A 22,593-nucleotide genomic window follows, 5' to 3' on the forward strand; every position below is an offset into this window, starting at 1 on the left:
TGAGGTGTTTTCTGCATTGGGGCTGCTGTGCAGCCCATCTCGACCGGACGGCGCCCCGGCAATCTCAAATGAACAGCATTACGGGCGTGCCCGGGCTTTTACATCCAACCTGCCGATAATGTGCGAGCGCCCACTGCAGTTACAGTCCTGCAATGTAATCATCATGATCGCGTTCTAAAGTCGGCTTTCTGCGTTATTCCAGACAAGAAAGGACACCTGATGAGTCGAGACAGCGGCGACAACCTGGACCGCAACCACGCCGGCAACCTGCCGATGGCAAGCGTCATGGACGCCTACCTGAGCCGGCGTAGCGTCATCCGCGGCAGCCTCGGTGCAGCCATTGCGATGATCGCCGGCACCGGCCTGACCGCCTGCTTCGATGGCAGCACCGGCAAGCCGGCGCCCACCCCGCAGCCAAGCAAGCCCAAGCTCGGCTTCCAGTCGATCAAGGGCTCGCGCACCGACGCCTGCGCCATCGCCCCCGGCTACAGCGCCCACGTACTGGCGCCCTGGGGCACGCCGCTGAACAGCAACGGCGCCGCCTGGAAAGCCGACGGCAGCAACAGCGCCAGCGATCAGGCCAACGCCATGGGCATGCACCACGACGGCATGCGCTTCTTCCCCATCGACGGCAGCTCCGACGACGGCCTGCTGGCGATCAACTTCGAATACATCGACACCGCCGCCCTGCACCCCCACGGCCCGACCAACGCCATCAGCGGCCAGCGCCCGGCCGAAGAAGTGCGCAAGGAGATCAACGCCCATGGCGCCGGCGTGGTGCGCATCCGCAAGGTCAGCGGGCGCTGGCAGGTGGTCGACAACGACCCGCTCAACCGCCGCTTCACCACCGCCACGGTGATGGACATCGCCGGCCCCCTGCGCGGCACCGACCACGTGCGCACGCGCTTCTCCCCGGCCGGCGTCGAATGCCGCGGCACCAACAACAACTGCGGCAACGGCTACACCCCGTGGGGCACCTACCTCACCTGTGAGGAGAACTGGCCCGGCATTTTCGTCAACACTGCCAGCCGCCCGGCCGACCAGGTACGCATCGGCGTTGCCGCGACCGCCGGCCAGTACCGTTGGGAAAGCGCGGCGGGTGATGCCAGCGAGGTGGACGACGAGTTCGCCCGCTTCGATGTCACCCCCAAGGGCGCCAGCGCCAGCGACGACTACCGCAACGAGGCCAGCACCTTCGGCTACATCGTCGAAATCGACCCATACAACAGCGCCACCCGCGCAGTGAAGCGCACGGCGCTCGGGCGTTTGCGCCATGAAGGCTGCTGCCCGGGCCTGGCGGTGGCCGGCAAGCCGCTCACCTGGTACACCGGTGACGACTCCAACAACGAGTACCTGTACAAGTTCGTCTCCGATGCCGTGTGGGACCCGGCCGACGCCAAGGCCGCCGACCGCCTGGCAACAGGTGCCAAGTACCTCGACAAGGGCAAGCTGTACGTTGCCCGCTTCAATGCCGACGGCAGCGGCGACTGGCTGCTGCTCGACGTCGCCACGCCAACTCGCGACGGCAAGACCCTCGGCGCGCTGTTCGGCGACCTGCCGGGCATCATCGTCAACACCCGTGGCGCGGCCGATGCCCTGGGCGCAACGCCCATGGACCGCCCCGAATGGACTGCGGTCAACCCGTTGAACGGTGACGCCTACCTGACCCTGACCAACAACAGCGCGCGCAGCGCCGACAAGACCGACAAGGCCAACCCGCGCGGCCCCAACCGCCATGGCCATATCATTCGCTGGCACGACAGCGACGATCACCAGCACTTTGCCTGGGACATCTTCGTGTTTGGTGCCAATGCCGACGGCGGCGCCGACATCAACCGCTCCGGCCTGACCGAAATGAACCAGTTCGCCAGCCCCGACGGCATGAGCTTCGATAGCCGCGGCGTGCTGTGGTTCGAGACCGACAACGGCGAAGAAACCCTGACCCGCTACACCAACGACCAGTTGCTGGCAGTGATCCCCACCGACCTGGTGGATGGCAATGGCAAGCAGGTGCCGATCAACGCGCAGAACCAGGCCGACCTGCGTCGGTTCTTCGTCGGGCCCAATGGTTGCGAAGTGACGGGTATCACCTTCACCCCCGACAACAAGACCCTGTTCATCAATATCCAGCACCCGGAGAACTGGCCGTCCACGGACGTGGCTACCGATGTGACCCCAGCGGGGAGCAAGGTGCGGCCGCGCTCGTCGACCGTGGTGATCCAGCGGCTCGATGGCGGGGAGATAGGCACGGCCTGAAAGCCGCTCCCGCAGGTGCAGCGCTGGCTTCAGGCCTGGCGCTGTGCCTGCGATCACCGGCGTAGCCGGTGCCAGCCACCGCGCTGCCCGCATCGCTGGCAAGCCAGCTCCTACAGGACTGCGTCTACCCCGAACCCAGCGCTGTACCTGTAGGAGCAGGCTTGCCTGCGATCACCGGCGCAGCCGGTGCCAGACACAGCAAAGCCTGCATCACCGCCAAGCTCAAACGCATCGCGGGGCAAGGTCGCTCCCACGCAACCGATGAAATTTGCGTGGGAGCGGGCTTGCCCCGCGATAGGTGTTGCGCCGAACCTCAGAAATCGGCCAGCGGCCAGACCTCGTAGGCTGGTGTTTCGTACGGGTGGCTGTGCTTCAGCGCTGCGACCACCTGAGCGATCAGCTCATCGGCCACCACCAGCTCCACCTTCCACTCCTCGACCGTCTCGACTTGGCCGGCTTGCCCAAGGTACGGCTGGCTGCCGTGCAAGGGGCGAAACTGGCCCTGGCCAAGCACTTGCCAGGCACAGTGCTCATAAGCACCGATGCGCCCGCCGCCTGCGGCGAACACAGCAGCCTTGACCACCTCGACATGGCTGCCCGGGACGAAGAAGGCGAGCTTGTACACGCCTTAGTTCACCCACACCCGCGCGTTGCGGAACATACGCATCAGCGCGGCGTCTTCCTGCCACTCATCCGGGCGCCAGGAGTTCTGCACCGCGCGGAACATACGCTCCGGGTGCGGCATCATGATGGTCACGCGGCCGTCGCGGTTGGTCAGGCCGGTGATACCGCGCGGCGAACCGTTCGGGTTGGCCGGGTAGGCCTCGGTGACCTTGCCGTGGTTGTCGACGTAGCGCAGCGCCACAGTGCCGGACAGGTCGGCGGCCAGCAGGGCTTCTTCGCTTGCGAACTCGGCATGGCCTTCGCCGTGGGCGATGGCGATCGGCATGCGCGAACCGGCCATGCCCTGCAGGAAGATCGAGTTGGACTTCTGCACCTCGACCATGGCTACGCGCGCCTCGAACTGCTCCGAGCGGTTGCGCACGAAGTGCGGCCAGTGCTCGGTGCCCGGAATCAGCTCGTGCAGGTTGGACATCATCTGGCAACCGTTGCACACGCCCAGGGCGAAGCTGTCGTTGCGCTCGAAGAAGGCCTGGAAGGCATCGCGGGCACGGGCGTTGAACAGCGCCGACTTGGCCCAGCCTTCACCGGCACCCAGCACGTCGCCGTAGGAGAAGCCGCCACAGGCCACCAGGCCCTTGAACGCTTCGAAGTCGACGCGCCCGGCGAGGATGTCGCTCATGTGCACGTCGATGGCGGCAAAGCCTGCGCGGTCGAAGGCGGCAGCCATCTCGACCTGGCCGTTGACGCCCTGCTCGCGCAGGATCGCCACTTGCGGGCGTACGCCCTTCTTGATGTACGGCGCTGCGATGTCGTCGTTGACGTCGAAGCCGAGCTTGACCGACAGGCCAGGGTTCTCTTCCTCGAGCAGCAGGTCGAATTCCTGGTCGGCGCAGTCGGCGTTGTCGCGCAGGCGCTGCACCTGGTAGCTGGTTTCAGCCCACTGGCGCTGCAGCATGCGGCGGTCATCGTCGAACAGCACTTCGCCGTTCAGGCTGATAGACACTTCGCCGTTGTTGATCGGCTTGCCGATCACTGCCACGCACTCTTCACCCAGGCCAGCGGCGCTGAACTGCGCCAGCACGTCCGGGGTGGCATCCTGGCGAACCTGAATGACCGCACCCAGCTCTTCGTTGAACAGGATGGCCGGCACCTCGCCCTTGCTGTCGGTCAGCGGGTCGAGCTGCAGGTCGAGGCCGCAGTGGCCGGCGAAGGCCATTTCCAGCACGGTGGTCAACAGGCCGCCGTCGGAACGGTCGTGGTAGGCCAGCAGGTGGCCGTCGGCGTTCAGGCCCTGGATCACGGCGAAGAACGCCTTGAGGTCTTCGGCGTCGTCGACGTCCGGTGCTTGTGCCGCCAGCTTGCCGTAGGTCTGGGCCAGGATCGAGGCGCCCATGCGGTTCTTGCCGCGGCCCAGGTCGATCAGGATCAGGTCGGTCTCGCCCTTGTCCAGGCGCAGTTGCGGGGTGAGGGTCTTGCGAATGTCGGTGACCGGGGCGAAGCCGGTGATGATCAGCGACATCGGCGCGGTGACGCTCTTCTCGACGCCCTCATCGCTCCACTTGGTCTTCATCGACATGGAGTCTTTGCCGACCGGGATGGTGATGCCCAGCTCGGGGCACAGCTCCATGCCGACAGCCTTGACGGTGTCGTACAGGCGCGCGTCTTCACCCGGGTGGCCGGCCGCGGACATCCAGTTGGCCGACAGCTTGATGTCGGACAGCTTGCCGATTTGCGCGGCAGCCAGGTTGGTGAGGGTTTCGCCAATGGCCATGCGCCCGGACGCCGGGGCATCCAGCAGCGCCAGCGGGGTACGCTCGCCCATGGCCATGGCTTCGCCGGTGTACACGTCGAAGCTGGTGGCGGTGACGGCAACGTCGGCAACCGGTACCTGCCACGGGCCGACCATCTGGTCGCGGGCAACCAGGCCGGTGATGGTGCGGTCGCCGATGGTGATCAGGAAACTCTTGCTGGCCACGGCCGGGTGGCTGAGTACGCGCCCTACCGCTTCGTCCAGGTCCAGCTGGCTCGGGTCGAAGTCATCGCCCAGCTCTGCTTCGCGGGTGACCGAACGGTGCATGCGCGGCGGCTTGCCCAGCAGCACGTCCAGCGGCATGTCCACCGGGGTGTTGGCGAAGTGGCTGTCGGTAACGGTCAGGTGCGGCTCTTCGGTGGCTTCACCCACCACGGCGAACGGGCAACGCTCGCGCTCGCAAATGGCCTGGAAGCGCTCGAAGTCCTTGGCGCTGACCGCCAGCACGTAACGCTCCTGCGATTCGTTGCTCCAGATTTCGTGCGGGGCCATGCCCGGCTCGTCGTTGGGCACGTTGCGCAGTTCGAAGCGGCCACCGCGGCCACCGTCGTTGACCAGCTCCGGGAAGGCGTTGGAGATACCGCCGGCGCCGACGTCGTGGATGAACGCGATCGGGTTGGCATCGCCCAGCTGCCAGCAGCGGTCGATGACCTCCTGGCAGCGGCGTTCCATCTCAGGGTTTTCACGCTGTACCGAGGCAAAATCCAGGTCGGCCGAGCTGGCACCGGTGGCCACCGACGAAGCGGCGCCGCCACCCAGGCCAATGAGCATGGCCGGGCCGCCGAGCACGATCAGCTTGGCGCCGACGGTGATCTCGCCCTTCTGCACGTGGTCTTCACGGATGTTGCCCATGCCGCCGGCGAGCATGATCGGCTTGTGGTAGCCGCGCACTTCTTCACCGTGGGGGGTGTTGATGCTCTGCTCGAAGGTACGGAAGTAGCCGGTCAGGGCCGGACGGCCGAATTCGTTGTTGAACGCGGCGCCGCCCAGCGGGCCTTCGATCATGATGTCGAGGGCGTCGACGATGCGCTCCGGCTTGCCGTAGGCCTGCTCCCACGGCTGCTCGAAGCCCGGGATGCGCAGGTTGGAGACGGTGAAGCCGGTCAGGCCGGCTTTTGGCTTGGCGCCGCGGCCGGTGGCGCCTTCGTCGCGGATCTCGCCGCCGGAGCCTGTGGAGGCGCCGGAGAACGGGGCGATGGCGGTCGGGTGGTTGTGCGTCTCGACCTTCATCAGGATGTGCACCGGCTCCTGCACCGCACCGTACTGGCGGGTTTCAGGGTTCGGGAAGAAGCGCCCGGCCACACTGCCGACGATCACCGAGGCGTTGTCCTTGTAAGCGGACAACACGCCTTCGTTGTGCATCTGGTAGGTGTTCTTGATCATGCCGAACAGGCTCTTTTCCTGCTCCTCGCCGTCAATGTCCCAACTGGCGTTGAAGATCTTGTGGCGGCAGTGCTCGGAGTTGGCCTGGGCGAACATCATCAGTTCGATGTCGTTCGGGTTGCGCTGCAAGCCCTGGAAGGCGTTGACCAGGTAGTCGATCTCGTCTTCGGCCAGGGCCAGGCCCAGGTCGATGTTGGCTTGCGCGAGCGCTGCGCGGCCACCGCCCAATACGTCGACCGAGGTCATCGGCTTGGGCTGGGCGTGGCTGAACAGGTCGGCGGCGCCTTCGAGCTGGCCCAGTACGCGCTGGGTCATGCGGTCGTGCAGCTCGGCGGCGATGAGTTGCGCATCGGCGTCACTGAGGTTGCCGGCGACGTAGTAGGCGATGCCGCGCTCCAGGCGCTGGATCGACTGCAGGCCGCAGTTGTGGGCGATGTCGCTGGCCTTGCTCGCCCACGGCGAGATGGTGCCCAGGCGCGGCACCACCAGGAACAGGCGGCCGGTCGGCTCCTGTACCGGCACGCTCGGGCCGTACTTGAGCAGACGGCCCAGCACCTGCTGCTGGTCGGCGGTCAGCTCGCCGTCAACGTCGGCAAAGTGGGCGAATTCGGCATACAAACCAGTAACAGCGGGGACTTTCTGGCTCAGTTGCTCGAGTAATTTACCGTGGCGAAAGGCAGAAAGGGCAGGAGCGCCGCGCAGGATCAACATCGTCGGGACAGCCTCAGGGAAGGGGTGTGCTTAGAGGCCGTGCATTCTAGCCTAATTCGCAGGCTTTCGGCACCTGCTCTACGCCAGTGCTGCCGGGCGGTGGAACCGGACCTGAGAGTCAAAAAAAACAGCTGTTTTGCGCGGCCCCTGCATGAACGGGGCCGGTACTGCACAGAACCCGCTAGCAGACAAGCCAGCCGTTGTCGAGATATGGCGGGGGCGGTGCTTTGCGTATACTGCACGCTATGTTCGCCCACACTGCTTTACGCCAGCGTTGCGCCAAATGGCTCTTCGCAACCGGACTCTTCCTGATGCTCGGTGCCTGTGTTGAAAAACCCAGCACCCTAGAACGCGTCAAGGAGGATGGCGTATTGCGCGTGATTACCCGCAACAGCCCGGCCACCTACTTCCAGGACCGCAACGGCGAAACCGGCTTCGAATACGAGCTGGTCAAGCGTTTTGCCGACGACCTGGGGGTCAAGCTCGAGATCGAGACCGCCGACAACCTCGACGACATCTTCAACCAGCTGGGCAAGCCGTCCGGCCCGGTGCTGGCTGCCGCCGGCCTGGTCAGCAGCGAGCGGCGCACCAGCCAGGCGAAGTTCTCCCACCCGTACCTCGAAGTCACGCCTCAGGTCATCTACCGCAACGGCCGTTCGCGCCCCACCGAGGCCAAGGGCCTGGTGGGCAAGAAAATCATGGTGCTCAAGGGCAGCAGCCACGCCGACCAGCTGGCGGAGCTGAAAAAACAGTACCCTGCCCTGGAATACGAAGAGTCCGACGCCGTCGAGGTAGTCGACCTGCTGCGCATGGTCGACGAAGGGCAGATCGACCTGACCCTGGTCGACTCCAACGAACTGGCGATGAACCAGGTGTACTTCCCCAACGTGCGCGTGGCTTTCGACCTGGGCGACGCCCGTGACCAGCGCTGGGCGGTGGCCGCAGGCGAGGACAACAGCCTGCTCAACGAGGTCAACGAATTCCTCGACAAATCGCAGAAGAACGGCACCCTGCAGCGGCTCAAAGACCGCTACTACGGGCATGTCGACGTGCTTGGCTATGTCGGCGCCTATACCTTCGCCCAGCACCTGCAGCAACGCCTGCCCAAGTACGAGAAGCATTTCAAGGCCTCCTCCAAGGTGGAGCAGGTCGACTGGCGCCTGCTGGCGGCCATCGGCTACCAGGAGTCCATGTGGCAGCCCGAGGTCACCTCCAAGACCGGCGTGCGCGGGCTGATGATGCTCACCCAGCGCACCGCCCAGGCCATGGGCGTGTCCAACCGCCTGGACCCGAAACAAAGCATCCAGGGCGGCGCCAAGTACTTCATCCTGGTCAAGGAACAGCTCGACGACAGCATCCAGGAACCGGACCGCACCTGGTTCGCCCTGGCCGCCTACAACGTTGGCAGCGGCCACCTGGAAGACGCCCGCACCCTGGCCAAGCGCGAAGGCCTGAACCCGAACAAGTGGCTGGACGTGAAAAAGATGCTGCCACGCCTGTCGCAGAAGCAGTGGTACAGCAAAACCAAATATGGCTACGCCCGCGGCGGCGAGCCGGTGCACTTCGTGGCCAACATCCGCCGCTACTACGACATCCTCACCTGGGTCACGCAACCGCAGCTCGAAGGCCAGGTGGCCGAGGGCAACCTGCATGTGCCCGGGGTGAACAAGGACAAGCCGGCGGAGCAGTCGCCGCCGATGTAAACCTGCACCGGCCTCATCGCCGGCAAGCCGGCTCCTACAAATCCCTGTAGGAGCCGGCTTGCCGGCGATGAGGCCAATGCAGGTTAACCCTTGGCCCGCCGGGCCTTGAAGAACTCACTCAGAATCGCCCCGCACTCCTCGGCCAGCACGCCACCCTCCACCATCACCCGGTGGTTGAGAAAGCCCTGCCCGAAGAACTGCCCCTGGCTCTGCACGATGCCGGCCTTGGGCTCCAGCGCACCGAACACCACCCGCGCCACCCGCGAATGCACGATCAGCCCGGCGCACATGCTGCACGGCTCCAGGGTGACGTACAGGGTGCTGCCCGGCAGCCGGTAGTTGCTGGCCGCCTGCGCAGCAGCGCGGATGGCGACCATTTCGGCGTGGGCACTGGGGTCGCTGTCGAGGATCGGCCGGTTGAAACCCTGCCCCAGTACCTGGCCGTGCTGCACCAGCACCGCTCCCACCGGCACCTCGCCCAACACCGCGCCCTGGGCTGCAAGGTCCAGGGCCAGGCGCATGAATTCCTGGTCGCGGCTGCGATCGATGATCTGCGGGCGCATCACACCACCGTGATCGCGGCCATCAGGCCGGTTTCCATGTGGTCGATGACGTGGCAGTGGAACATCCAGGTCCCTGGGTTATCCGCCACCAGCGCCACTTGCGCGCGCTCGTTCTTGCCCAGCAGGTAGGTGTCGGTGAAGTAAGGCTCGGGGATTTTCCGGCGATTGGAGCCGATCACCTTGAAACTCATGCCATGCAGGTGGATCGGGTGCTGGTACTGGGTCATGTTCTTCAGCTCGAAGATATAACTGTTGCCGAGCTTGAGCGTGGCGATGGGGCGGTCGGCGCAGGTCTTGTCGGTGATATCCCAGGCCTGGCCGTTGATCTGCCACAGGCTCGGCGGCTTGCCGTTTTCGGTGTTCACCGAAACCTTGCCGACCCATTCGAAATTGAAGTTGAGCTTTTCGGCCTTCTCCAGGTCCGGCTCGGCGATCGGGTTGGCCGGCAGTGCCTTGGGCCAGTCGCCGGGGGCATCACTGCTGGCCACCGAACGCAGGGTGCCCAGGCGCACGAAACCGTCGCGCAGGGAGATTTCCTCGCCCGCCTCAGGAATACGAACGGCCAGGCAGATGCGCATGCCCGGGCCCAGCCAGTAATCGTCGTCCAGCGCCCGCGGGGTCACCGGGTTGCCGTCCAGGGCGTAGATCATCGCCTCGCAGTTACCCTTGAGGTTCAGGCGGTAGGTCCAGGTGTTGTCCAGATTCAGCAGGCGCAACCGCACCACCTGGCCGGCCGGCAGCTCGGTGACCGAGTCGGCCTGGCCGTTGATGGTGATCAGCCGGCCGGCGGTGCCGTTGCGCGCCGCCTCCCGGGGGATGCTGAACGGCAGCCAGGCGCCCTGCTCGTCGACGTGCCAGTTCTTCAGGCTCAGGGTGCGCTCGTGCTTGAAGCCGGTGGGCTCGCGTTCCTCGATGATCAGCGGGCCGACCAGGCCGCGGCCGAGCTCTTCGGAACTGCTGACGTGGGGGTGGTACCAGTAGCTGCCGGCATCCGGCACGCGGAACTTGTAGTCGAAGTACTCGCCCGGTTTCACCGGCAGTTGCGACACATAGGGCACGCCGTCCATTTCCAGCGGCAGGCGGATACCGTGCCAGTGGATGGTGGTTTCCACCGGCAGGTGGTTGATGAAGCGTACCCGCAGCCAGGTGCCCTGGCGTACCCGCAACTCGGTGCCCGGCGCCGACGGGCCGAAGGCCCAGGCCTGGGTCTTGAAGCCCGACACCAGCTCGACATCCAGGGGCGCGGCGATCAGCTCGTAATCGTGCCCGGCGTTGTCGTCCTCGACCTTGCCCAGCCAGTAACGCGCGGCACCTCCGGCGCCCAGGCCTACTACCACCAGGCCGGTCAGGCCCTTGAGCATTTGTCGACGGGAAAAGGACATCGGTGCGGGTACCTCGTTTTCGCGCAATCAGTCTGCCAGCAGCGGCCGGCGATGAAGGGCGAATACGATACACCTGCATTTGCGAAAGATTAAGTGAAAGCGCGCGTTGCCATGCCGGGTATCAATACATACCACCGCCCCTCGGCAACCACCCGACAAGCTGCCAGCCCCTACAACCACCAGGAGTAACAGCATGTCACCCGAAACTACGCCCAATGCCGACAAAACGGCGCTGCAAGCCCTGGCCAGCCAACTGACCGACGACTGCCCGGACATGCGCCAGATGGCGCGCGAAGTCGCGCAGCAGGTTCTGGACCGTAACGGCATCCACACAGTGGACCCGGATGACGTCTACCTGCACCGTTTCATCACCGCGTCCAGCAGCCCCAGGACTTACTCGGGTTGGCAGCATTTCGAAACCCCTTACGAGTCGCTGACCCTGCCGCAACTGGTCATGCACCGCTTCAATGCCGACGATGCGGACAACGCCGACCTGCTCAGCTACCTGGTCGGTTTCTACACCGACGGGCCAGACAAGGGCGAGTACGACGAGCGCAATGAAGTCAGGCTCGATGCCAGGCGGGTGCTGGAGTACTTCTGGAGCATCGACTTCGCCAGCAACTTCAAGCAACGTCTCACGGCCTTCTGGGCCAAGCATTACAGCGACTTTCGCACCCTGGCCAAGCTCAACTTTCTCAGCAAGGTGCTGCAGGCCTGTGCCGAAAACCCAGGCTCAGCACTCGCCAAGTGCTGCGCCGAGGCCTCTGAGGCGCTGGTCGGCGGGCAGTTCTGGCCACCCTCGCACGAACAACTGCTTCGCGAGGTTGCCCCAGACAAGGCAAGGGTACGCCTAAGCGCCCTGGACATCGGCGGCTACGTGGCGACCGACATCCTGCGGATCGTCATGAACGATGGCCGGCAACTGCTGTACATACCCGGTGACGTGGATGCCCTGCAGCTCTTCCCCAACGAGCAGGCGCTGTTCTGGTGGGTGCTGGCGCACAACAACCACGCCGAAAACCGCGCCCGCTTCATGGGCCATTTTTCCCTTGGCGACCGCGAGGAAAGCGACGCAGGCGTCGGGCTCAATCACCTTGTCGACCTGCTGTACCAAGGCTGGGGACGGGACGACCACACCGGGCTGAACGCCTCGGGCATGACGATCAGTGGCGATGGCTTCAGCTGGCTGCGTGACAAGGCTCGGCAACGCATGTTGGATGATGTGCATTTTTCCCTGCGCTCGAATGCCGACCTGCGCAAACAACTGTGGATCGGCTACCTCAACGCATTCAGCAAGGTGTTCGCCCCGATGGCCGCCGTGGACTGGCCCGTCGCCCTGGTGGTGGTGGGCGCTGGGTTGGCCACCACCGGCCTGAACGTCGACCAGGCAATCAATGGCCACACCACTGGCGAACGCAAGGCTGGAGTGGTCGGAGCGATTTTCGCGGCGATCGATACCCTGTTCAATGCCACCTTCCTGCTTGGGGCACCCGGCAAGCCACTGGCAGAGCTTGGCGAGGGCGAAAAAGCTGTGCCGGCACCAGAGGAACCCACCGGCCCGGACGAAAGCGAGCCCCATGAGCAGGACCTGCCCATCACCCCCGCCCAACTTGAGCACTGGGTTCCCCGGCCCTTCTGGCCTGGGGACAGTGCCGAACTGCTGGCCCCCTTCAGAACCAACGTAATCATCACAGGGGAGCCTGGGGCCGGGAAGCTGGCCGGCGTGTACCTGCAAGACGGCCAGTTCTACGTACTGATCGACGACCTGCCCTATCAGGTCCGCTACGTTGGCGAGCTGGAAACCTGGGTCATCGTCGACCCCGAGAACCCGTTTTCCTTCTACAAATGCCAAGGCATTCGCCTGCAGGCCGATGGCCAATGGCACCCAGTTGAACGCGCAGGCCTCAAGGGCGGCATGCTCTCGCGGCTCAAGGGCTGGGGGCGAACGCCCACACGCCCCGAACTGCCAGCGCTGCCCGAAACCCCGTACGAGATGCCACCGGCGCTTCGTTCACACCTGCGCCATGCCTCCAGGGCAGTACTGAAAGGTGACCATGTAAGCTTCAATCCGGATGTACACCAGGCCGTTGTCACGTTCCGCAACGTGCGCCAGCAACTGGCCGCCGATGCCGTAGAGTTCATGAAGGCGCCTGACCTGCCGCCGCGCCCGCCCATACCGGAACCTGCCGAAAACATGACAGCCAAGGCCCTGCTCGGGAAAATCTACGACAACACCGACGGCCTGGTGGTCGGTGAGTCCCACAGCGCAATGGGCAGCAAACGCTTTCTGATCGACAACATGCCGCTGCTGCGCAAGATGAAAGTGAAAACACTCTACCTCGAGCACTACCAGACCGACTTCCAGCAGCCTGACCTTGATGTATTCAATCGCACCGGTGAAATGCCCGAAGAACTGGATAGCTACATCGCCGGGCAGGATCGCGGGCACATGACCGATGAATCGGGCCGCTACACGTTCCGCCAGGTGCTGGTACAGGCACAGAAAAACGGCGTGCGGATCCAGTCCATCGACTGCATGGCGAGCTACCGGCAGGAGGGGCTGGCAAACCCGATTTCACGCCAGGAAATGATGAATTTCTACGCCCACCGCATCATCCAGGCCGATCAGGCCTTGCGTGGGCCAGGCAGGTGGGTGGCATTGGTCGGCAATACCCACTGCAACCTGTTCGAGGGTGTCCCCGGGCTCGCCGAACTGGAAGGCGCCATTGGCCTGCGCGTCGAGGATGCCCCCATAGGCCAGCCGGACCGCTTCGATACCGACCCAGGGCTGACAGTGAAAGATAATGGCCTGGACTGGAAGGGCGAGGGTGAGCACGTCCATCGAGTCAAGGGCGACCTTCGGTTACGCGCTGGCGTATCCTCGAAGCCCTCTGCCTCCCCAGGCTCTGAGCGCATTCCCGTCCAGGCCTTCGATACGCTGCTCAGGCGCCCCGGCGACTACACCATTGCCGAGGAGGCAGGCGATTCCTATGTGATAAGCAGGGCGCGCGACCTGTCGCTGCGACGTACCCCGATCAAGCATGAAGGGCGCTTCATCTACGTGGAGCAGCCGGATTGGCCGACGATCCACGAACGTCGCCTGCAGCAACCTGCCGAACTGCACGTACTGTTACGCGCGCGCGGTATGCGCTATATCAGCTGATGCCCCATGCGAGCCGGCAGGCCAAAGCCTGCCGGCCTGCGTGACTGCTTGCCCAAACAGGCCCAGGCTGCTTAAGTTCAAGCGTCGCGACTGCCCAACCCATGCCGAGGCTTGGCCAACATGCAAAAAGGCAATACTCCATTGCAGCTGGCCCTGCTGGCCGCCGTTTCACTGCTACTGCTGCCAAAAGTCATCCTGATCAGCTACTTCGCCAGCCGCTGGGTGGATACCGACCCGGCCAGCATCGGCCTGTACCTGCTGCAGGACCTGCTGCTGGCCGCGCTGGTGTACCTGCTGGCGATCACCCTGCTGCGCCGGGTTCGTTACAGCTGGATGCCGGTCAGCGCCTTCTGCGGCGCCTTGCTACTGCTATTGCTGATCGACATGCGCGTGCGCGAGCTGTGGCTAAAGCCACTGGACTGGGCGCTGGTGCAGTACAGCCTGGAGCACGCCGGCAGCCTGACCTCAGGCGCCGAGGTGTTCCTCAACCAGTTGGCAGGCTTTGGCTTCACCTTCCGCTTCATTGTCTTCGTGCTGTTTTTGGCCTGGCTGGGCACCTGGCTGCTGGTGGGCCTGGCCGCCCGCTGGGCGCGCAAACACCCGCCGGTGCCCATGACCGGCACCGGCAAGCTGGCGCTCATCGCCGTGCTGGCCGGCTTGCTGCTGGGTGCGGTGTTTGCCCGCGACGCACGCTACGAACTGAACCAGAACATCGCCACCCGCCCGCTGGTCGAGGCACTGCGCAACACCGGCCTTGGCCGCGACAACAGCACGCAGAACCTGCTGCCCTTCGAGCAACCCGCCTACCCGCTGTCAGCCATCAATGCCCTGCCCAGGCCCGAGGTTGCCCCAGGCTTCAAGAACCTGGTGTACATCGTCATGGAGTCGGTGCGCTGGAACAGCACCTTCGGCCCCAACGTCGACACCGCCGAACGCTACCCCACCTTCGCCAGGCTCGCCCGCGAAGGCATGCTGAGCAAGGCCTATGTCACGGTGCCGCATTCGTCCAAGGGCTATTTCTCGATCTTCACCGGGCAGCACGCGTACCCCGGCGTGGAAATCAAGGAAGCCATGCACCTGCACCAGCCCGGTGTGCTTCACGCGCTCAAGCAAAAGCGCAACATGCAGGCCGTGGCCTTCAGTTCGCTGTTCCTGCAATTCGAGAACATGGACGGTTTTCTCAAGTCCATCGGCGTGTCCAAGGCCTACGCCGTCGCCGACATGCTGCCCGCCAACGCGGCGGCGCAGCACAGCAGCAGCTTCGGCGCCAGCGACGAGCAGCTGTTCCTGCCCAGCATCCCCTACCTGCAGGCCATCCAGCAGGCTGGCAAGGGCTTCATCGCCCTGTACTTCCCAAGCGCTGCGCACTACCCCTACGACTGCCCGGGCAACAGAGTGCCCACCTCGGAGCAGGACAAGTACGAAGCCTGCATCGAAACTACCGACGCCCTGATCGGGCAGATGCTCGAAGGCTACGACAAGGCCGGCCTGCTGGATTCGACGCTGTTCGTGCTGGTGGGCGACCACGGCGAGTCGTTCGGCGAGCACGGCATGTTCATCCACAACTCGTCGATGCACGAAGAAGAAGTGACCGTGCCGCTGATCTTCTGGGCCAAGGGCCAAACCCTGCCCAAGCCTGAATCGAGCGTCAGCCAGCAGACCGATATCGCCCCCACCGTGGCGGACTTTTTCGGCATCACCGATGAAAGCTTCAAGGTGCAGGGCATCAGCCTGCTGCGGCCCCACGGCAAGCGGGCGTTCTTCATGGCGACCTTCTTCGACCGGCTCGCCAGCGCGCTGGTGGAGCACCCGTACAAGTACATCTACGAATACAGCCCGGACACCCTGGTGCGCTACAACCTCGACGACGACCCGTGGGAGAACAAGCCAGAGCTGGTGACCGGCGATGAGTTCACCGCGACGAAAAACCGTTTGCTGTCCTACGACGCCTATCAAAAGGCGTTTTTCGCCAAGGACCCCGAACAGCGCTGAAGCTGTGCCATGATCCAGGCTCCATGAATGCGCGCAAGGAAGGGACATGAAGGAACACCGCTACGCACTCACCTTGAACTGGACCGGCAACACCGGCCAGGGCACCAGCCACTACACCGCCTACCAGCGCGACTACACCCTCGAGATCCCGGGCAAGCCCAGCCTGCACGGCTCGGCCGACCCGGCCTTTCGCGGCGACCCCGCGCGCTGGAACCCCGAGGACATGCTGCTGGCCTCGCTGTCGGCGTGCCACAAGCTGTGGTACCTGCACCTGTGTGCGGTGAACAAGGTCAACGTGCTGGTGTATGTCGACCACCCCGAGGCGCGCATGGTCGAGGGCGATGCCGAGCGCAGGGGGCACTTCACCGAGGTGGTGCTGCGCCCGCAGGTGGTGGTGAGTGACGACTCCGATGCGCAGATGGCGCTGCGCCTGCATGAAGATGCTCACCATGAGTGCTTTGTTGCCAACTCGGTGAACTTCCCGGTGCGTTGCGAGGCTGTGATTGAGCACCAGAGTTAAGGCCTGCGGAAAACGCAAGAAGGGCTGGCGTCCGCTTGGAAAACATACACCCGCCAGCCCCGTACAACAGCAACACCTGCAAAGCCAGGCTACTGTATTGATCCTGTAAACCCACTATGCGTACAGGGGTTCCGTCCGGGCTCGCCTAGTCATCTTCAACCACCATTCTGTTGTCCCTGAATGGCTCCACCTCTTGGGTGGCGAATGAAAAATGTCCGCCCACCGCAACCTTGTAGTCCGGCAGCTCGTACGTGGTCTCAGTCAGTGCCTCCAACTGCTTGACCACTTCGTGAAACTCCGTGCTTGTTGGCTTCGCAGGATTCAGCGGATTGAAAGACAACACGAAGGGAGGGCTCAGCTGACTCCCACTCACGAAGTTGAAGTGATATTCGATCCGGTTGGCCAAGTCGATAGTGATCGTCTTGTTACCTGCGTTGATTGAACGCCTGATCACATCCGCCGATGCAAACAAGTTCAGCTTCACACCCCTGTGGTTGTTCAGGTAATTCTTGATGAAGGTCTCATAGGTCAACATCGCCGTATTCGCCCCGGCCGTTCCCAGCACCAGGTTCTCGGTAATCTGTTGCGGCTGATTGGTCTTTTTCAGCAAGTTCAGAGAGCCCGTCGAGATTTCACTGACGTGAGTCTGCTTGATACTGAATGCCACCAGATGCAGCCACTCCCATGCTGTATCGGTATTCAGCCCAAGCTGCGCAGCCGCAACATTGGGGCTTATTCCAGTGACCTCAATCTGGGAGACTGCGCGCTTGCTGCCGTGTTGCAAAGCGTCGTAATCACTTCCTGCAACTACCGACGTTCTCAAATATTCGCCCACCCATTCATTCACGCCAACGTGCGGCTTCTGCACGTGGCCACCGCCACCACTGGTAATCGTGTCCATATAGTTTTGGCCTGCCGACAGATAGCGGAAGGGGAAAGGCACTGACAAGTTGCTCTGCGCAGTAGGGGCACTGTTGATACCGACAGTTTGCAGGGCATCCTCGATGCTGTAATAGGTGTTGCCATCATCATGGAGCGCCTGCATGTGTTTACGCTGGTTCTCATCAAGAGGCTTCATCACCAAGTAGTTTTTCCTCAGCGTACCCGGTTTGTAGGCGCCCACCACACGCTGCAAAGGGCTGTTTGCATGTGTTTGTACAAGCGGTGCGCCAAAGCTGGTTGCCGGGGATAGGTTGTACTGCAACGCCCTCCCCCCCATCACATCCGCCTCCCGCTCCAGCCCGGTATCGTCATTCACCTGCACGCCACCTTGCATCTGCATCGTCGGCCTTACCCGCCCCTGGGCCTGCTGCACCACATGCCAGGCCTCATGGGGCAAGTGCTGCTCCTGCCCCGGCGCCAGGTGGATGTCGCTGCCCTGGGCATAGGCCAGCGCCTGCAACTGCGCCGGCCGATCGGAGTCGTAGTGCACCCGCACGTGGTCCATGTTCATCCCCGACAACGCCTCGATGCCGGCCTTGAGCTGGCCGGGCATGCCGGTGCGGTTGGGCGCCTGGCGGTTGTCCTGCAGGGTCGGCGCGGCCTGGCGCTGGCGCACGTCGTCGTGGCTGGCATCGGCGCTTTGCGGCTTGTGCTGCTGAATGCGTTCGCTCATTGGGCCTGGCTCCTGATGACCTGGAGGGTCTTGTTGTCCTTGCGCAGCTCACGGCGGATGCCTTCGATCAGGTCGGCCTGGCTGACACTGCGCCCGCCCCGGCCGATGGCGGCCAGGGCGCAGTAGCGCAACACGTTGATGATGGCGCCGCCGGCCAGCTCGTGCTGCTGGGCCAGTTGCGCCAGGTCGACATCGGTGTCCAGCGCACACACCCCGTCGAAGGCGTTGCGCCACAGCTGCAGGCGCTGGGGCGCCGAGGGCATGTTGAAGTGGATCATCGACTGAAAGCGCCGGGTGAAGGCTTCGTCCATGTTGGCCTTGAGGTTGGTGGCCAGGATCACCGTGCCGGGGAAGTCCTCGATGCGCTGCAGCAGGTAGCCGGTCTGCTGGTTGGCGTGGCGGTCGTTGGAAGTGTTGGCTGCGGTGCGCTGGCCGAACAGCGCGTCGGCCTCGTCGAAGAACAGGATCCAGTCCTTGTAGCTGGCCACGTCGAACACCTTGCCCAGGTTCTTCTCGGTTTCACCGATGTACTTGGACACCACCATCGACAGGTCCACCCGGTACACCTCACGCCCGCTGCTCTTGCCCAGCAGCGCTGCGGTGAGGGTCTTGCCGGTGCCCGGCGGGCCATGGAACACCGTGCGATAGCCCGGTTTGACCTTGGCCGCCAGGCCCCAGTCGTGCATCAGCGTCTGGCCATGGGCAAGCCAGGCACGAATCTCGCCCACCTGAGCCATCACCCCGTGGTCCAGCACCAGGTCCTGCCAGCCCAGCGGTGTGCCAATGGGGCTGGCGGGAAACGCCGGGCTCAATTCCGGGCGCACCTGCTCACCGCTGAGCAGGTAATGCAGCCAGGCATCGCCCAACGCCAGTACCCCCGACAACGCCGGCAGGCGCTCGTCGGCGCGTTGCAGTACCAGCAACTGCTCGGCGCCGAAACGGTGGGTTGACGCCAGAATGCGCAAGGCCTCCAGCCGCCGATGCGGCTGGTTGGCACTGAGCAGGAACACCAGCGTCTGGCCGGTGGGCAGCAAGCCGCTGAAACCCCGCTCTACAGCGCCGCCGAACTCGCTGAAGGTGCGCCCGGTCTGGCCATTGACCCCGAACAAACGGTCCAGCAGTTCCGGGCGCAAATGCGGCGCCAGGGCCAACGCCAGGGCCAGGCGTTCGTCGCGGCCAAGCTGCCAGTTCTCGACCAGCCCCCCATAGACACTGCCCTGGGCCGGCTGCGGCGGCGGCTCGGGCGGCCCGCCCAGCGCCTCGTGCCCGTCCTGCAGCAGGTAGCGGGCCACTGCCTGTTCGAGGCTGGCGTGCAGCCAGTCCAGTTCACGGTACAACGCCGCGAGGTTGTCGGCCGGCTCAGGCATGCCCGGCCTCCTCGCCACCCAGGCGGGCGACATCGTCCAGCGACAGGCTCTCCCAGGCGAAGAAGTCCAGGCTCGAATTGAGGTTCAGCTCATTGCCGCGCGCCAGGTTCAGCAGCGGCGCATCGAGCCAGTGGGCGACCTGACTGGCCGCCAGGTGCCCGGGGTTGTCCAGCAACTGCGCCAGGTAGTGATCGTGCATCGCCTCCGACAGCACCAGCTTGCGCGCCTTGAAGAAGTACCCCGGCTGCCCCTGCGCCTGTTCGAAGTCGGCAATGCCGTGAGCCTGCCGGGCGCGCGCCGTGGCATGCCCAAGCAAACGGTGGCGGTCACTGCTGTCCAGTGCGGTGACCAGCTCCAGGCGTGCCCCGGCCTCGCCGGCCACCACCAGCCCCCAGTCCAGGGCCTCGGCCACGCCGGTGACCACATAGGCCTCGCGAAAGCTGTAGCGCGCCTGGGTGAGTTTGAGCGTCGCATCGTCGCGCAACGCGTGCCAGTTAACCAGCAAGCGGGCCTGCACGCTGGCGGCGCTGAAGGCAAAACCGCCGGCCTGGGTGAACTCCAGCATCTGCTTGGTGGCCGCCTGGTGCCCGCCCTGCCCGTCCTCGTGCCACTGGGTTTCGCAAAAGGCCTGGCGCACATCGGCGCCAAAGCGCCAGGTGCTGGCATCCAGCGCCAGCGCCGCGCTGACGGCCAGTGGCTCGAGCAGGTGCGCCTCGGCCAGGTTGAGCAAGGGCACAAAGCGCCCCTGACGCAACTGGCACACATCCCCTACCGCCAACTGGCGCGCCAACGGCTGCATGGGCAACCAGCCGGTACGCCGGTAACAGTCCTGTAGAAATCGCAGCTTGTGCATGCTCGCTCTCCGGGCAGGCCCGGCCTGCGGGCGCTGTGCCGCAAGCCAGGCGGGCTGAGTCACGCGGCGTAGGCCGCGGCCTTGGCGGCGCCCAGGCCAGCCTGCAACGAACCCAGTTTGATGGTGGCCTGGGTCAGTTGCGCCTGGGCGAAGGCCAGTTGTTCGGCCACGCTGGTGCTGTTGGCCAGGGCCAGGTCATAGGCCTGGGAAGCGCTCTGGTAGGTTTGCTGCAACAGCAACACCACCCCGCCGCTGAGGTTGGACAGCGCCGGCAGTTCGGCGGCGCCTTCGGCCAACCCCTCCTCCATGCGCTCGCTCAGTTGCCCGGCCTGTTTGCTGGCCACCAGGATGGCGGCGTCGGACTCACGCAGGGTCGATTCGGCCACATAGCAGCTTTGCAACGCCGTCAGTGCCAACGCCACCGCGTTGTTGGCATTGCTGGTGGCGCTGGCCATGTAGCTGACCAGGCTGTCGGGCAGCATCGGGTTCAATGCCTTCTGCCGGTTGATCAGCAGCGCTGCCTTGTTGACCACCTCGACCGAAAAGATCAGCTTGCCCACCAGCCCGGCCATGCGCGCGGCTACCGCACCCGCGCCGTCGCAGGCCTTGTTGGCCTGGCGCCGGGCCATGTCATGGTTGCTGGCCAGGCTGGCGACGTTGGTCTGCAGGGTCCTGACGTTGTTCCACGCAGATAGCGCGGTGGCCTTGTTGCTGGTGGCCTGGGTCAGGCTGGTGGCGTACAGGTCGGCCTTGCCTTGCAGCGCATCGACGATGGCCTGTTGCTGGGTAACGTGGTTCTGCGCCAGCGCCACCTGCTCGCTCAGGTGTTGCAGGTCGGCGTTCTTGCGGATCGAAATACCGTAGACCAGGGTTGGGTTTGCCATGGCTGGACATCCTTGAAGAGAGGTTGGGCGGTCAGCACCGCAGGTCATTGCGCCTTGGGCAGGGTCAGTAGCGCCAGCTTGTCGGAGAGCACGCTCTGGTAGGCCTCGGCGTCCTCGTCCAGGTCACTGTCGACCAGCGCGAGGATGTAGGGCTGGTAGGGCGTACCGGGCTTGAGCGGGTTGCCGAACACGTCGGTGGTGGTGGCGTCGATGTTCACGCTGTAGCTCGTGACTGCGCCCGTTGCGGCTGCCTCGCCGTCATCGGTCTTGGCCTTGGCCTTGCCGGTCTTGGCCGGCTCGCCGGGCAGGGCCACCTCGTAGTTGGCCGGAGCCACTTGCAAGGCGATGTCCAGGGTGAAGTACACCGGTGCCTTGCGCGCCTGTTCACTGATGAGCAGGCCAAGCTTTCTCAGTGGTGCAGTGCTTTCCACCAGCAGGCAGCGGTACTCCAGGCCATCGGGCCGGTCGGCGAGCGTTGCGGCATTGAAGTGCAACACCGCCAGCGGTGCATCGGGCTTGTTCGGCAACTCGACATCCCCTCCGCGCTGGGCCTGCGGCAGCGGGATCAGCGGGGTGAACGGCAGACTCGGCGCTGACAGCAGTTCGGTGAAGTCACCGATGAAGCGCTGATAGCCAAGCGACAATTCGACCAGCAACCAGGCCACATACGCCGTGCCGGGCACGATTGCCTGGCCGTTGACGTCGCTCTCCAGGGTGAGCGGCTGGCCGTCGTCGCCACTGGTCACCTCGGGGATGCGCCCCGGCACACGGCTGGCGAACAGTTGCTGGGCCTGGGTCAGCGAGAAGGTCGCTGCCTGGTTTTGCGGCAGCACCAGCAGGTGGAAGCGCGGCTCGACCGCGGGCACCTCGATAAGGCTCGCCGGTGCGGCACGAAAGCGCGGCGCCAGGGCCAGTTGCTCGCTGAACGACACCTTTACCTGGTTGGGGCCGGTGGCCCGCACCTTGAGCTTGAAGTTGAGCTGTTCGTTGGCGCTCTGATAGGTGGCCTGGCACGCCGCCACCTGGCTGGCGCTGTCGCGTACCGCACCTTCGGCCTGGCGCTCGGCCCGCGCGGCCCCGGTGGCCGTGGCCAGGGCTGCGGCCAGTTGCGTGGCGGCACTGTCACTGGCGGCCTGGGCGCCCTTGGCCAGGGCATCGATGCCGGCAGCGACCGCGTCTGTTTGCTGGGCCAGCGGCTGGGCGACGATTTCCGAGGTGCGGCCGGAGGCGTCCATGGCCAGGCGCGACAGCTCGCGGGCATCGTTGGCCACTTCGTTGACGAAGCTGTTGGCCTGTTGCACCTGGCGGTGCAGCTCGGTGTCGAACAGCGAGGCGATGGTGGTATTGAGCGCCGAGCCGATGTCGGCCGCCAGCGCGGCAATGGCGTTGGCGGCAATGTTCACGTTGGCCGCGGCGGTGGCCATGTTGGTGTTGCTGGCGCCCACCGCGCTGGCGACGGTGCCGGCCGACTGCTGCAGGTTGCCGATGACAATGGTGCAGGCCTGGCCCTGCTGGTTGAGAACCCCGCACAAGGTCTGCACCTGGCGCAGGTCGTCGACCGCCTGCTGGGTGGTGATGCGCGCCTGCTGGGCGTAATACAGCTTGTAGTCGTTAGCCTGGTGCAGCGCCTGCACCCGTGCCTGTTCGGCGGCCAGGGCCGCCAGGGTATCGTTGACCGTTGCCTGGAGGTTTTCGCTATACGTGTTCATTCGAGCTTCCTTACCGGTTCATGAAGACAGATAACGCAAGATGGCAATACCGGGCCTT

14 protein-coding genes are annotated in these 22,593 nt (G+C 64.6%); 5 read left to right on the forward strand and 9 right to left on the reverse strand.

Features of this window, described 5'->3' with window-relative positions; translation table 11 throughout:
* The first annotated feature begins 219 nt into the window (after window positions 1-219).
* On the forward strand, window positions 220-2,256 hold the full coding sequence (locus KSS94_RS21420; RefSeq protein WP_217840054.1) for a PhoX family protein: 2,037 nt from the start codon (window positions 220-222) through the stop codon (window positions 2,254-2,256).
* Window positions 2,257-2,569: 313 nt separating this feature from the next.
* Here KSS94_RS21420 and cutA read toward each other — a convergent pair whose 3' ends face one another.
* Together cutA and purL are read right to left on the reverse strand one after the other, a co-directional pair.
* On the reverse strand, window positions 2,570-2,881 hold the full coding sequence (gene cutA, locus KSS94_RS21425; RefSeq protein ID WP_217840055.1) for a divalent cation tolerance protein CutA: 312 nt from the start codon (window positions 2,879-2,881) through the stop codon (window positions 2,570-2,572).
* Between the two features lie 3 nt (window positions 2,882-2,884).
* Window positions 2,885-6,784, reverse strand: a complete 3,900-nt coding sequence (purL, locus tag KSS94_RS21430; RefSeq protein WP_217840056.1) for a phosphoribosylformylglycinamidine synthase — start codon at window positions 6,782-6,784, stop codon at window positions 2,885-2,887.
* Window positions 6,785-7,029: 245 nt separating this feature from the next.
* Between purL and mltF the strand changes: the two genes are divergently transcribed.
* The gene (gene mltF, locus KSS94_RS21435; protein ID WP_217843641.1) at window positions 7,030-8,487 is read left to right on the forward strand and encodes a membrane-bound lytic murein transglycosylase MltF; all 1,458 of its coding nucleotides are present in this window, start codon (window positions 7,030-7,032) and stop codon (window positions 8,485-8,487) included.
* A gap of 83 nt (window positions 8,488-8,570) precedes the next feature.
* On the opposite strand, the gene tadA is transcribed toward mltF, so the two are convergent.
* Window positions 8,571-9,050: a tRNA adenosine(34) deaminase TadA gene (gene tadA / locus KSS94_RS21440; protein WP_217840057.1), complete on the reverse strand. Its 480-nt coding sequence runs from the start codon at window positions 9,048-9,050 to the stop codon at window positions 8,571-8,573.
* Window positions 9,050-10,432, reverse strand: coding sequence for a multicopper oxidase family protein (locus KSS94_RS21445; protein WP_217840058.1), 1,383 nt, complete (start codon window positions 10,430-10,432; stop codon window positions 9,050-9,052). The genes tadA and KSS94_RS21445 overlap by 1 nt, the downstream gene beginning before the upstream one ends.
* A gap of 193 nt (window positions 10,433-10,625) precedes the next feature.
* On the opposite strand from KSS94_RS21445, the gene KSS94_RS21450 reads away from it, so the two are divergent.
* From KSS94_RS21450 to KSS94_RS21460, 3 genes are all read left to right on the forward strand, one after another.
* A complete protein-coding gene (locus KSS94_RS21450) occupies window positions 10,626-13,595 on the forward strand; it encodes a membrane-targeted effector domain-containing toxin (protein WP_217840059.1) in 2,970 nt (989 codons plus the stop codon).
* Between the two features lie 120 nt (window positions 13,596-13,715).
* Window positions 13,716-15,587: an LTA synthase family protein gene (locus KSS94_RS21455; protein WP_217840060.1), complete on the forward strand. Its 1,872-nt coding sequence runs from the start codon at window positions 13,716-13,718 to the stop codon at window positions 15,585-15,587.
* 46 nt (window positions 15,588-15,633) lie between these two features.
* Entirely contained in the window at window positions 15,634-16,107 is a 474-nt protein-coding gene (locus tag KSS94_RS21460; RefSeq protein ID WP_217840061.1) for an OsmC family protein, read from the forward strand.
* Window positions 16,108-16,252: 145 nt separating this feature from the next.
* Here the strand turns inward: KSS94_RS21460 and KSS94_RS21465 are convergent, their stop codons facing one another.
* Genes KSS94_RS21465 through KSS94_RS21485 form a run of 5 tightly spaced genes read right to left on the reverse strand, consistent with a single transcriptional unit; the run spans window position 16,253 to window position 22,535 of the window.
* Window positions 16,253-17,722: an eCIS core domain-containing protein gene (locus tag KSS94_RS21465; protein WP_217840062.1), complete on the reverse strand. Its 1,470-nt coding sequence runs from the start codon at window positions 17,720-17,722 to the stop codon at window positions 16,253-16,255.
* Entirely contained in the window at window positions 17,719-19,089 is a 1,371-nt protein-coding gene (locus KSS94_RS21470) for an ATP-binding protein (protein ID WP_217840063.1), read from the reverse strand. Before KSS94_RS21470 ends, KSS94_RS21465 begins: the two co-directional genes overlap by 4 nt.
* On the reverse strand, window positions 19,082-19,942 hold the full coding sequence (locus tag KSS94_RS21475) for a hypothetical protein (protein ID WP_217840064.1): 861 nt from the start codon (window positions 19,940-19,942) through the stop codon (window positions 19,082-19,084). The genes KSS94_RS21470 and KSS94_RS21475 overlap by 8 nt, the downstream gene beginning before the upstream one ends.
* 59 nt (window positions 19,943-20,001) lie before the next feature.
* Entirely contained in the window at window positions 20,002-20,826 is an 825-nt protein-coding gene (locus tag KSS94_RS21480) for a hypothetical protein (protein WP_217840065.1), read from the reverse strand.
* Window positions 20,827-20,870: 44 nt separating this feature from the next.
* Complete coding sequence (locus KSS94_RS21485; RefSeq protein ID WP_217840066.1) at window positions 20,871-22,535, reverse strand: hypothetical protein; 1,665 nt, start codon at window positions 22,533-22,535, stop codon at window positions 20,871-20,873.
* Window positions 22,536-22,593 lie beyond the last annotated feature (58 nt).

The organism is Pseudomonas fakonensis (assembly GCF_019139895.1).
Lineage (GTDB): Bacteria > Pseudomonadota > Gammaproteobacteria > Pseudomonadales > Pseudomonadaceae > Aquipseudomonas > Aquipseudomonas fakonensis.